Genomic DNA, 12,776 nt, shown 5'->3' with positions numbered 1-12,776 from the left:
CCACGTATTGCAGATGCCGATGATCGGCTTGCCGGCGAATTCGTGATCGGGAATGCCCTGGTTCTTCATCCAGCTGCGGTACATGAAGCCGTTCTTGTCAGCGGTGCCGAACCAGGCGGCGGAGCGCAGTTTGCGGGGTTGGTCAGTCATGGTGTCTCGGTGGGTTTTGTTCAAATATAGTAAGACTATATTATCGAAGCGGGTGGATGCGCAATGGTGCTTACAAGCAAACTTTTGCTGCTGCCGATTTCGAGCGGATATCTTGAATAGCGGGCGAATATCAACAAGTAGCGCCTTGCGCGCAACGGGAGCGAGATAAATAGAATGACTTTCAGATGTTGTGCATGGGGGAAAACACCAATCACAACACGTCATTTCCGCGCATATAGTTTGGCTAATTCGTCGGCGGATGCAGTCGACGGCAAGATGAAAACGAGGAGTCTCAGATAGTGGCAAGGTCGCACACATGCTTCTTCGAATGGACCGCTGCGCGGCCACGCGAACTCGCGCGCGAAGCGCAGGCGCTTGCGTTACGCTGAGGCCGCTAACAATCCGTTAGTCCCTCGAAGCTCTTTCGCCCACTATATGAACACCAAACTTTCTATCGGCATCGTCGGCGTCGGCAAGATCGCGCGCGACCAGCATCTTCCCGCTATCGCCGCGCTCGACGGCTTCGAACTCGTCGCGTGTGCGAGCCGCAATGCGCAGGTCGATGGCGTGCGCAACTACAAGACCATCGAAGAGATGCTCGCGAACGAGCCGCAACTCGATGCGATCTCGCTGTGCGCGACGCCGCAAGTGCGTTTCGACCAGGCGCGCGCCGCGCTCGCGGCGGGCAAGCACGTGATGCTCGAAAAGCCGCCCGGCGCGAGCGTGCATGAAGTGGACGTGTTGCGTTCGATGGCGCGTGCCGCAGGCCGCACGTTGTTCGCGACGTGGCATTCGCGCTATGCACCCGCCGTCGAAACGGCACGTGCGTGGCTCGCGCAACGCACGCTGACAGAAGTGCAGGTGCGCTGGAAAGAGGACGTGCGCCGCTGGCATCCGGGTCAGGCGTGGATCTGGACACCGGGCGGACTCGGTGTGTTCGATCCGGGCATCAACGCGCTGTCGATCATCACGCACATGCTGCCGCGCGAGGTGATCCTGCGCGCGGCGACGCTGTCGGTGCCCGCGAACGTGCAGACGCCGATTGCCGCCGAGCTCGATTTCATCGATGAAGCGGGCGTGCCCGTGCGCGCCGAATTCGACTGGCGTCATGGTCCCGTCGAGCAATGGGAAATCGAAGTGACGACGACGGACGGTGTGCTCCATCTGAGCGAAGGCGGCAAGAAGCTCTCGATTGCGGGCAAGGCCGTCGACGTCGGACCCGAGCGCGAATACCCGTCGCTGTATGAGCGCTTTCACTGGCTGATCACACATGGCGAGCACGATGTGGATGTGCGCCCGCTGCGTCTGGTGGCCGATGCTTTTCTGCTTGGCCGTCGTCACGAGGTCGAGCCGTTCAACGATTAAGCGCGACCCGAGCCTGAGAGAAACGCGGGCCTGGTCGTCCCTTAAAGCCCGTCAAACGCTGATTAGCGACAACACAATCAACCACAAGCAACGACTGTTCAAGGAGACAAGCATGACCCGCAAGCTTCGACGCCTTACTTTGTCCGCGATGGCGGCCGCGCTGCTGGCCGCGCCGTTCGCCATGCAGATGACCGCGCACGCAGACGCGCCGCTGAAAATCGGCGTGCTCGTGAAGATGCCCGAGCAGGCATGGTTCATCAACGAGCAGAAGGCGGCGACGGCGCTCGGCCAAAAGGAAGGTTTTTCGGTGGTGAACATCGGCGCGCCTGACGGCGAGAAGGTGCTGGCCGCGATCGACAACCTCGGCGCACAAGGCGCGCAGGGCTTCGTGATCTGCCCGCCCGACGTGCGTCTCGGACCGGCCATTCAGGCGCGCGCGAAGCGCTACAACATGAAGTTCGTGACCGTCGACGATCAGCTGGTCGACTCGACGGGCAAGCCGCTCGCGGGCGTGCCGCATCTGGGCATGTCGGCGTTCAAGATCGGCAATCAGGTCGGCCAGGCGATCTCCGATGAAATGAAGAAGCGCGGCTGGAAGCCGGAAGAAGTCGGCGCGATCCGCATCACCGACTACGAACTGCCGACGGCCAAGCTGCGCACCGACGGCGCAACGGAAACGCTGCTCGCGAACGGCTTCAAGAAGGACAACATTTTCGACGCGCCGCAAAAAACGACCGACGACGAAGGCGGCTTCAACGCAGCGTCGCCCGTGCTGTCGAAGCATCCGAACATCAAGAAGTGGGTGATCTTCGCGCTGAACGAAGAGACCGTGCTGGGCGGCGTGCGCGCCACCGAGCAGCTGCACATCCCCGGTTCGGACGTGATCGGCGTCGGCATCAACGGTGCAGGCGAAGCGTTCGCCGAATTCCAGAAGAAGGAACCGACGGGCTTCTACGGCACGATCGCCGTCAGCTCGACGAACCACGGCAAGCAGAGCACGCAGAATCTTGTCGACTGGATCAAGTCGGGCAAGCAGCCGCCCGCCGACACGCAGACGACGGGCAAGCTGATGACGCGCGAGAACTGGAAAGACGTGCGCACGGAACTCGGAATCTGATACGACTGACGGATGCACAACACGATGAACGCGAATGACGCTGCCGGCACGGCCTACGTCGCCCCTTCGGATCAGCCGCTGACGGCCGCTGCCACGCATCTGGAACTTGACGGCATCACCGTTGCGTTTCCGGGCGTGGTGGCGCTCGACAACGTGTCGTTCGACGTGCGCGGCGGTGAAGTCCACGGCCTGATGGGCGAGAACGGCGCGGGCAAATCGACGCTGCTCAAGGTGTTGTCGGGTGTGAACCAGACGCAGGCGGGCGCGTTGCGCCTTGCCGGCGTCGAACACAAGTTCAGCAATACCAAGGCCGCGATCGAGGCGGGCATCGCGATCATCTACCAGGAACTGCATCTCGTGCCCGAGCTGACGGTCGCGGAAAACCTGATGCTCGGGCAGTTGCCGAACCGCTTCGGCGTGCTCGACGAGAAGTCGCTCGTCAAGCGCGCGATGACGGAACTCGAACGGCTCGGCGAATCGATCAATCCGAATGCGCAGGTGAAGAGCCTGTCGATCGGGCAGCGTCAGATGATCGAAATCGGCAAGGCGTTGATGCGCGACGCGCGCGTAATCGCCTTCGATGAACCGACCAGCTCGCTGTCCGCGCGCGAAACGGAACGGCTCTTCAAGATCATCAACGCACTGCGCGCGCAAGGCCGCGCGGTGATCTACGTCACGCACCGGATGGACGAGGTCTACGAACTGTGCGACCGCGTCACGGTGTTCCGCGACGGCCGCAGGATCGAAACCTTCGATTCCGTTGCGGATCTCGACCGCGATCGGCTCATCAGCTGCATGGTGGGCCGCTCGATTCGCGACGTATATGGTTATCGTCCACGCGAGGCGGGCGAGGTACAGCTTGAAGCGAAACAGTTGATGGGGCCGGGGCTGTCCGCTCCGGTCTCCTTCACTGCGCGCAAGGGCGAGATTGTCGGCTTCTTCGGGCTGGTGGGCGCGGGGCGCTCGGAGCTGATGAAGCTGCTGTACGGCGCGACGCAGCCGGTCAGCGGACATGTCGAACTGAACGGCAAGCCCGTGAAGTTCGCCACGCCGCGCGATGCGGTGCGCGCCGGCATCGCGCTGTGCCCGGAAGATCGCAAGCAGGAAGGCATCGTCGCGATTGCGTCGGTGGCCGACAACCTGAACATCAGCGCGCGGCGTCACTTCAGCCCGCTGAGTTTTCTGCTGAACGGCAAGCGCGAACGCGATCTCACGCGTGAATACATCGACAAGCTGTCGATCAAGACGCGCAATACGGAAACGGTGATTGGCACGTTGTCGGGCGGCAACCAGCAGAAGGTGATCTTGTCGCGCTGGCTGGCCGAACGCATCGACGTGTTTTTGCTCGACGAACCGACGCGCGGTATCGACGTCGGCGCGCGCGCGGAAATTTACGACCTGCTGTACGACCTCGCGGAAGCGGGCCGCACGGTGATCGTCGTATCGAGCGATCTGGCGGAAGTGATCGGCATTGCGGATCGCGTGCTGGTGATGAAGGAAGGGCGCATCGTCGGCGATTTGCCGAAGGCGCAGGCCACGCCCGATCAGCTGATCAAACTCGCGCTGCCGCAGTAATGCAACGCGTGAAGCAGACGCATAAGCAGACGCAAAAGCAGACGCAGCAACGCACCACGTAGACCACGGAAACGGAACACCATGCAAACACCGAGCACCCGTCCGGCGACCGAGCCGGCAGCCACTCACGCCGCGTCGCCCGGCACGGCCGCGCGCGCGGCGCGCACGTGGGATCTGATCAACAAGTCGGGCATCGTGATGGTGTTCGTCATTCTGTTCGCGGTGCTGTCGTTCGCGGTGCCCGACTTTCTGACGTCCCGCAACATGCAGGGCTTGCTGCTTTCCGTCACGCTGATCGGCTCGATCTCCGTGACGATGATGTTCGTACTCGCGCTCGGCGAAGTCGATCTTTCCGTCGCGTCGATCGTCGCGTTTTCGGGCGTGGTGGCGTCGACGCTGATCACCGCGACGCATAGCGTGATGCTCGGCGTCGCGGCGGGCGTGCTGGCGGGGGGCGCCGTCGGGCTCGTGAACGGCGTGCTGATCGCGCGCTACAAGATCAACTCGCTGATCGTCACGCTCGCGATGATGGAAGTGGTGCGCGGCCTCGCGTTCATTACGTCGAACGGCGACGCGGTGATGATTTCCGAAGAGAGCTTCTTCGATCTCGGCGGCGGCTCGTTCCTCGGCATTTCGTATCCGATCTGGAGCAATATCGTCGGCTTCGTGCTGTTCGGCTTCTTGCTGCGCAAGACGGTGTTCGGCAAGAACGTGCTTGCCGTGGGCGGCAATAGCGAGGCCGCGCTGCTGGCCGGTTTGCCCGTCACGCGCATCAAGATCACGGTGTTCGTGCTGCAAGGGCTGATCACGGGCTTCGCGGGCGTGATGCTCGCGTCGCGAATGAGCCTCGGCGATCCGAAGACGTCGGTCGGTCTCGAACTCGGCGTGATCTCGGCGTGCGTGCTGGGCGGCGTGTCGCTGACGGGCGGCGTCGCGACGATTTCGGGCGTGCTGGTCGGCGTGCTGATCATGGGCTCGGTGCAGGACGCGATGAGCCTGCTGAACGTGCCGACGTTCTATCAATATCTGATTCGCGGCGGCATTCTGCTGCTCGCTGTGTTGTTCGACCAGTTCAGGCGTAGCAAGCGGCGGATTTGAGTACGCTGCTTCCTCACGACGTTGCGCTGACCGCCGCTTTCAGCCTCAGCGCAACATAAACGACATCGCCGACAGGCAATTCAACGTGCGCACCGCATGTTCGACGCAAGGCGCGGCAAAGCGCAGCGTGACGCCGTCCACGCGTTCCAGCGACGGCATCTGCGCGAACAGGTCGGCAAGCGCGGTGTTCTGCACGCGCAGTTCGATATCGACGGATCGAGCTACGGCGCGTTGCTCGATACCGGGTGTTTCCGTTTCCGTTGTCACGACATGCCGCGCCGCTTCTCTGATCGCGTTGCAGGCGTGCTCCGGCGTTTGCGTCACGCCGCTTCCATAACCCGTCGCCTGCTTCGTGATGACGAACGAGGCGTCGGGGAATAGTGGGCGCGTCTCTTCTGCGAATACATCGTCGCCGGAAAGCAACGCGACGCGCGCGCCATATTCGTTCGCCAATGCGCCATACAATCCCGCTTCGCCGACGTCGCGCCCGTTCATCGTCACGTGCGTGAACGCCTGGCTATTGATCGTGTGCGCAAGAATGCCGCGGCTCTGCGCCATCGCGTGATAGCCGATCATGAACACGAGCTGCGGCGCGTATTCGAGCCCCGCCATCATGCCGAGCGTGCGGGGCTTGCCGAGTATCACGTTCGCGCGTGCATCGAGCATGTCGGGCAGCAGGTTGCGAAAGCCGCCGTGCGAGTCGTTGACCCAGACATCCGTGGCGCCGCCCGCGAACGCGCCTTCGATTGCCGCATTCGCTTCGAGCGTCATCCAGCGCCGCGCGCGCTCGTATTCGCCGTTGCCCGCGCGCGTCTGCTCAGGGTTCACGACGCCCGCAACGCCTTCTATATCGACGGAAATCAGTATCTTCATGCGGTGCGCGAGTTCAACAGTTGGGCGAGGTCGGGTGCCGCTTCGTGCAGCGACAGGCGCGCGTGCGCATCCCGGCCGGTGACTGTCTTGGCCGACCACAACGCATCGATGATGGCTTGCTCGACGCTGTCCGCGCAGGCCTGAAACAATGGGTCGAGACGCGTGTCGTTGAGGATGGGCGGCGTGCTGATGAAGTCGGCTTCTTGCGCAACCGTGTAAGCAGTCGAAAACGCGAGGGCGATGTCGCCGCTGCCATGTCCATAAACCGAACCCGTGCGCGCGAGACCCGCGGCCGCGCGGAAAGCGAGTCGCTTGAGCTGGCGTGCAGCGAGTGGCGCATCGGTCGCAACTATCATGATGATCGAGCCTTGCTCGGGTTTCGACGTCGCCGCGCGAGATGCGGTATGCCTGCGTGCAGCGAGTTCTCGTCCGATTGGCACGCCGTCGATGGTCAACATCGGCAAGCGGCCGAAGTTCGCGAGCACGAGCGCGCCAACGGTGAACGCCTTGCTCGCGACGCTTACCACACGCGACGCCGAACCGATGCCGCCTTTCAGATCGAAGCTCGACATGCCGCGACCCGCGCCGACCGAGCCGCGTTCAAAATCGCAAGCTGCGGAATCGAATGCTCGCGCGTAATGCGAGGCTTCAACCGCGAGCGCCTGAATATCGTTGAGGTAACCGTCGTTGCATTCGAACGCGAGCGGATTGACGGTCGGCCATTCCCGCCCGATCTGTGGATTGCTGGCGATGGCGGCGCGAATCTGCGCCTGCGCGACAGCCGCGACGCCGAACGTGTTGGTCAGCGCAATCGGCGTTTCGAGCACGCCGAGTTCTTCGATCTGCACGAGCCCGATGCTCTTGCCGAAGCCGTTGATCAAACTCGCGGCGGCGGGCACCTTGTGTCGATACGCATCGTCGCGATGCGGACGAACCACGGTGACGCCCGTTTGCGTCGCGCCTTGCGCGAGCGTGCAATGTCCGACCGTGACGCCCGATACATCGGCGATCGTGCCGAGCGGTCCCGCAGGCAATACGCCGATATGCGGCATCGGAAGAACGTTCATGGACGGTCGAGCTTCGGATCGAGTGCGTCGCGCAAGCCGTCGCCGAGCAGGTTGAACGCGAGCACCGTCAGGAAGATCGCGAGACTCGGAAACAGCGCGATATGCGGCGCCGTCACCATATCCGCGCGCGCTTCGTTGAGCATCGCGCCCCACTCGGGCGTCGGCGGTTGCGCGCCGAGGCCGAGAAACGACAGGCTCGCAGCCGTGATGATCGACGTGCCGATGCGCATCGTCAGGTACACGATCACCGACGAAATCGTGCCCGGCAGAATGTGCCGCATGATGATGGTCCAGTCCGACGCGCCGATGCTGCGCGCCGCTTCGATATACGTGAGTTGCTTGAGCATCAGCGTGTTGCCGCGCACGAGCCGCGCGAACGCGGGAATACTGAACACGGCGACGGCGGCGATCACATTGACCATGCCGTTGCCGAGTATCGCGACGATGCCGATCGCGAGCAGAATGCCGGGGAACGCGAACAGCACGTCGGCGACGCGCATCGTGATGCGGTCCCACCAGCCTTCGTAGTAGCCCGCGAGCAGGCCGAAGAACGTGCCGATGATCGCGCCGATCGCCACCGACACGAAACCCGCCGCGAGCGAAATGCGCGTGCCCGCGACGATGCGGCTGAAGATATCGCGGCCCAATGCATCGACGCCAAACCAGTGCGCCGCCGACGGCCCCGCGTTCAGTGCGTCATAGTCGAAATAGTTCTCCGGGTCGTACGGAACCAGATGCGGGCCCGCAATCGACACGGCGATGAGCAGCAGCACGAACACGCCCGCTGCGAGGGCGACATGCTGCTTGCGGAACTTGCGCCAGAACTCGCTCCAGGGCGTGCGGATCGCGCGTTCCGGTTGCGCAGGCGAGGCGGCGCGGGTGTTGTCGGCGGTCGTGCTCATGCGGGCCTCACTTGAAACGGATGGTCGGATTGATGACGGCATACAGCACGTCGACAATCAGATTGATGACGATGAATTCCAGCGAGAACAGCAGCACTTCGGCCTGAATCACGGGATAGTCGCGCATCGCAACGGCGTCGACCAGCAGGCGGCCCATGCCAGGCCAGTTGAACACCACCTCGACGACAATCGAGCCGCCGAGCAGAAAGCCGAACTGCAAGCCCATCATCGTGACGACGGGAATCATCGCGTTGCGCAGACAGTGCTTGATGACGACCCATTGTTCGGCGACGCCTTTCGCCCGCGCGGTACGCACGAAATCTTCGTTCAGCACCTCGACGAACGACGCGCGCGTGAAGCGCGCCATCACGGCGGCGACCGCCGCGCCGAGTGTGATGGACGGCAGCACATAGCTGCGCCACGATCCATCGCCGACAATCGGCAGCCAGCCGAGTTGCACGGAGAACACTTCCATCAGCAGCATGCCGAACGCGAACGCGGGAAACGAAATGCCCGACACCGCGAGCGTCATGCCGAGCCGGTCCGGCCACTGGTTGCGCCACACGGCCGACACGATGCCGATCGCCATGCCGAAGATCACGGCCCACACCATGCTGACGAGCGTGAGCAGCAGCGTCGGCATGAAGCGCTCGCCGATTTCCGCGGACACAGGACGCTTGCTGCGCGTCGAGATGCCGAAGTCGCCGTGCGCGATGCGCACGAAGAAGTTCACGAACTGCTGCGGCATCGGCTTGTCGAGACCGAGATCGGCGCGCACGAGCGCGACGGTTGCGTCGTCGGCTTCGGGGCCGGCTGCGAGCCGCGCGGGATCGCCGGGCAGCATGTGCACGAACAGGAACACGAGGCCGGCGACGATGACGAGCGTCGGCAGCAGGCCGAGCAATCGTTTGACGAGAAAGTTCAGCATAGAGCGATCCGCTATCGGAGAAGCGTGTGCGGCGATCACGCTGGCCCGAAACGCGCATCGCTCGCTTCGGGCACAGCGTCGGACATACGATTTACTTCAACGCGATTTCATCGAAGTTGAACGAGCCGTCCGGCGCGACATACGCACCCGAGAGCCGCTTGCTGCGCGCATACACGATCTTTTCCTTGACGAGGAAAATCCACGGCGCGTCCGTCCAGATGCGCTTTTGCGCGTCGCCATAGAGTGCGGCCTTCTGCGCGCGGTCCGTCGTTTCGAGCGCCTTGGTCAGATCGCTGTCGACGTTATCGTTCTTGTAGTACGCGGTGTTCACGAGCTTCGGCGGGATCGACGACGATGCGAGCAGCGGCGTGATGCCCCAGTCCGCTTCGCCCGTCGACGACGACCAGCCGATGTAGTACATCCGGACGGGCGCCGTCGCCGGGTCTTGCGCGCTTTCCACCTTCGCGACACGCTGGCCCGCTTCGAGTGCCTCGACGCTCGCCTTCACGCCGACTTGCGCCAGTTGCTGCTGCACGAACTGGATCGTCTTTTGCGACGTCGAGTTGTTGTACGCGGACCAGAGCGTCGTTTCGAAACCGTTCGGATAGCCCGCTTCCTTCAGCAGCGCGCGCGCCTTCGCGGGATCGTACGGCCACGGGCCGAGCTTCGTCGCGTAATCGACGCCTTCGGGAATCACGCCGTCGGCGGGCACCGCATAGCCCGCGAACGCGACCTTCGCGAGCGCTTCCTTGTTGATCGCGTAGTTCAGCGCCTCGCGCACCTTCGGGTTGTCGAACGGCTTCTTGGTCGTGTTCAGGCTGACGTAGCGGTTGATGATCGACGGCGTGGCGATGATGTCGAGCTTCGGGCTCGATTGCAGCGTGCCCGCCTGCTCGAACGGAATGCGGAACGCGAAGTCCGCCTCGCCCGTGCGCACCAGCGCCGCGCGCGTGTTGTTGTCGACAACCGGCTTCCAGTCGATTTCGTCGATCTTCGGATAGCCCTTCTTCCAGTAGCCGTCGAACTTCTTCACCGTCAGGTCGCCAGCGGGGTCCCATTTGACGAGTTCGAACGGACCCGTGCCGACGGGATGAAACGCGAGATCCTTGCCGTACTTTTTGATCGCGTCGGGCGAGATCATTACGGCCGACGGATGCGCGAGCACGTTGACGAACGCCGAGAAAGGCGCCTTCAGCGTGATCTTCACCGTGTACGGATCGACGACTTCCGTCTTCTCGATGCGGCTGAACATGTTGTAGCGCTTCAGCTTGTTGGCAGGATCGGTCACGCGCTCGAAGGTCGCTTTCACGGCGGCCGCGTTGAAGTCGGTGCCGTCCTGGAACTTCACGCCCTGGCGCAGCTTGAACGTGTAGACGCGCGCGTCGGGACTCGCTTCGTAGCTCGTCGCCAGCACGTTGACGAGCTTCATGTCCTTGTCGAAGCCGAACAGGCCTTGATAGAACGATTTCGACACGGCTTGCGACAGTGTGTCGTTGGCGTCGTACGGGTCGAGCGTCGTGAACGTCGAGTCGACGGCCATCACGGCGGTTTGCGCGGCGTGGGCGGCACCGCAAGCGAGCATCGCAAAGACCAGCGCGCCCTCGTCACGAGCGAACGCAGGCGCAACGGTTGAAGCAGGGAAGGCGTAGTCATCGTTTCAGAACTCCACTGAGCAAGTGAACTGCTTGTTGTCGTGCCGCTGGTCCGCGCGGCTTCTGGTTGAGGTGAGACGGCTGGGTTGACTAGTAAGCGCCACCGATCCGGTGCGCGGCCACGAAATGATCCGGCCCGACGGCGACGAGCGGCGCGACGGCGGGTTCGTCGTCGAGCGCGCGAATCGGGCTCGGCAATTCGTCGGCGGCCAGCACGCGTTTCGCGTGCCGCCGCGCGGGGTCGGCGACGGGCACGGCGCCCATCAGCTTCTTCGTGTACGGATGCTGCGGCGATTCGAACACCGCGCGACGCGGGCCGATTTCGACGATCTGTCCGAGATACATCACCGCGACGCGATGGCTGATGCGCTCCACGACGGCCATGTCGTGCGAGATGAACAGATACGCCACACCTAGTTCGCGCTGCAGGTCGAGCATCAGATTGACGATCTGCGCCTGCACGGAGACGTCGAGCGCCGACACCGACTCGTCCGCGATCACGACTTTCGGATTGAGCGCGAGCGCACGCGCAATCGCGATGCGCTGACGCTGGCCGCCTGAGAATTCATGCGGATAGCGGCGCGCGGCGTCGGCGGGCAGACCGACCTTGTCGAGCAGCCATGCGACGCGATCCTGCGCCTCCTTGCCGCTCGCGACGTTGTGCACGAGCAGCGGTTCCATGATCGAGAAGCCGACCGTCAGACGCGGATTGAGCGACGCGAACGGGTCCTGGAAGATGAACTGGATATCGCGCCGCAGCGCCTGCAAAGAAGGGCCGCTCAACGAGCTGATGTCCTTGCCGTCGAACTCGATGCTGCCGCTCTGGCTTTCGACGAGACGCAACAGCGAACGGCCTGTCGTCGATTTGCCGCAACCCGATTCGCCGACCAGCGCGAGCGTTTCGCCCGCATGCAGGTCGAAGCTGACGCGCTCGACGGCATGCACGCGGCCCGTGAGCTTGCCGAACAGGCCGCTGCGCACGGGAAAGCGCGTAACGAGATCGCGCACGCGCAGAACCGGTTGGGCAGGCTGGTACTGCGCGGCATCGCCATGTGCGGCATCGCCATGTGCGGCGTCGTCATGTACCGCGCGCGCTGCGTGCGACGTGTGCGATGTGTGCGCGTGCTCGCCATCGAGTGTGAGCAGGTGGAACTTCGCGGGCGCATTCGTGCCCTGCATCGAGCCGAGTTTCGGCACGGCGGCGAGCAGCGCCTTCGTATAGGGATGCGCGGGCGCGGCGAACAGTCGGGCCGACTCGCCTTCCTCGACTTTCTCGCCGCGATACATCACCAGCACGCGGTCCGCGACTTCGGCGACGACGCCCATATCGTGCGTGATGAAGATCACGCCCATGTTCATCTCGTCCTGCAGGCCGCGTATCAGCTGCAGGATTTGCGCCTGGATCGTCACGTCGAGTGCGGTGGTCGGCTCGTCGGCGATCAGCAGCGAAGGCTTGCACGACAGCGCCATCGCGATCATCACGCGCTGCCGCATGCCGCCCGACAACTGATGCGGATAGCGCGCGGCCACGCGGCGCGCCTCGGGAATGCGCACGAGATCGAGCAGGCGCAACGTTTGCGCGCGCGCTTCGCTGCGGTTCATGTTCTGATGCAGCGCAATCGCTTCGCCGATCTGGTCGCCAACCGTGAAGACGGGATTGAGCGATGTCATCGGCTCCTGGAAGATCATCGCGATGTCCGCGCCGCGAACGGAGCGCATCGTCGCTTGCGAGGCCCGCGCAAGATCGAGCACGCTGCCGTTGCGTCTGCGAAACGCGATGCTGCCGTTCGCGATGCGTCCGCCGCCATGTTCGACGAGACGCATCAACGCGAGCGACGTCACCGACTTGCCCGAGCCCAACTCGCCGACGATCGCCAGCGTCTCGCCGCGATCGACGGACAGCGACAGGTCGCGCACCGCGTTGAACGTGCTGTCGCCGCGACGGAACGAGACCGTCAGGCGGTCGATATCGACGACGCATTGCGGCGGCAGGTTATCGAGCGGACGGGTCTTGTCAGGCGTGTTCGGCACGATGGTTTCTCCCGGCAT

General features: G+C 63.5%; 9 protein-coding genes and 1 pseudogene. 4 read left to right on the top strand and 6 right to left on the bottom strand.

Annotation, left to right across the window (positions count from 1 at the left end):
• Positions 1 to 585: 585 nt before the first annotated feature.
• The 4 genes from H3V53_RS22190 (at position 586) to araH (ending at position 5,305) form a co-directional block, all read left to right on the top strand.
• Entirely contained in the window at positions 586 to 1,515 is a 930-nt protein-coding gene (locus tag H3V53_RS22190) for a Gfo/Idh/MocA family protein (RefSeq protein WP_336599778.1), read from the top strand.
• A 112-nt stretch (positions 1,516 to 1,627) separates the two neighbouring features.
• Positions 1,628 to 2,632, top strand: coding sequence for a substrate-binding domain-containing protein (locus H3V53_RS22185; RefSeq protein WP_054923712.1), 1,005 nt, complete (start codon positions 1,628 to 1,630; stop codon positions 2,630 to 2,632).
• A gap of 24 nt (positions 2,633 to 2,656) precedes the next feature.
• The gene (gene araG, locus H3V53_RS22180) at positions 2,657 to 4,207 is read left to right on the top strand and encodes an L-arabinose ABC transporter ATP-binding protein AraG (protein WP_336599777.1); all 1,551 of its coding nucleotides are present in this window, start codon (positions 2,657 to 2,659) and stop codon (positions 4,205 to 4,207) included.
• Positions 4,208 to 4,288: 81 nt separating this feature from the next.
• Positions 4,289 to 5,305 carry an L-arabinose ABC transporter permease AraH gene (gene araH, locus H3V53_RS22175; RefSeq protein ID WP_336599776.1) on the top strand — a complete coding sequence of 339 codons (1,017 nt, stop codon included), beginning with the start codon at positions 4,289 to 4,291 and terminating at the stop codon, positions 5,303 to 5,305.
• 45 nt (positions 5,306 to 5,350) lie between these two features.
• Here the strand turns inward: araH and H3V53_RS22170 are convergent, their stop codons facing one another.
• The 6 genes and pseudogenes from H3V53_RS22170 to H3V53_RS22145 all read right to left on the bottom strand — a co-directional run bounded on the left by H3V53_RS22170 (position 5,351) and on the right by H3V53_RS22145 (position 12,776).
• Entirely contained in the window at positions 5,351 to 6,178 is an 828-nt protein-coding gene (locus tag H3V53_RS22170) for a M55 family metallopeptidase (RefSeq protein ID WP_336599775.1), read from the bottom strand.
• Complete coding sequence (locus H3V53_RS22165; RefSeq protein ID WP_336599774.1) at positions 6,175 to 7,245, bottom strand: DmpA family aminopeptidase; 1,071 nt, start codon at positions 7,243 to 7,245, stop codon at positions 6,175 to 6,177. Before H3V53_RS22165 ends, H3V53_RS22170 begins: the two co-directional genes overlap by 4 nt.
• Positions 7,242 to 8,147, bottom strand: coding sequence for a glutathione ABC transporter permease GsiD (gene gsiD / locus H3V53_RS22160; RefSeq protein ID WP_336599773.1), 906 nt, complete (start codon positions 8,145 to 8,147; stop codon positions 7,242 to 7,244). Before gsiD ends, H3V53_RS22165 begins: the two co-directional genes overlap by 4 nt.
• A 7-nt stretch (positions 8,148 to 8,154) precedes the next feature.
• Positions 8,155 to 9,075, bottom strand: coding sequence for a glutathione ABC transporter permease GsiC (gsiC, locus tag H3V53_RS22155; protein ID WP_054923707.1), 921 nt, complete (start codon positions 9,073 to 9,075; stop codon positions 8,155 to 8,157).
• Between the two features lie 91 nt (positions 9,076 to 9,166).
• A pseudogene (gene gsiB / locus H3V53_RS22150) lies at positions 9,167 to 10,728 on the bottom strand (glutathione ABC transporter substrate-binding protein GsiB).
• Positions 10,729 to 10,817: 89 nt separating this feature from the next.
• Complete coding sequence (locus tag H3V53_RS22145; protein ID WP_336599772.1) at positions 10,818 to 12,776, bottom strand: dipeptide ABC transporter ATP-binding protein; 1,959 nt, start codon at positions 12,774 to 12,776, stop codon at positions 10,818 to 10,820.

Origin of the sequence: Paraburkholderia bengalensis (assembly GCF_037126505.1) — a bacterium.
GTDB lineage: Bacteria > Pseudomonadota > Gammaproteobacteria > Burkholderiales > Burkholderiaceae > Paraburkholderia > Paraburkholderia bengalensis.
This window is presented reverse-complemented; position numbering and strand designations above follow the sequence as displayed.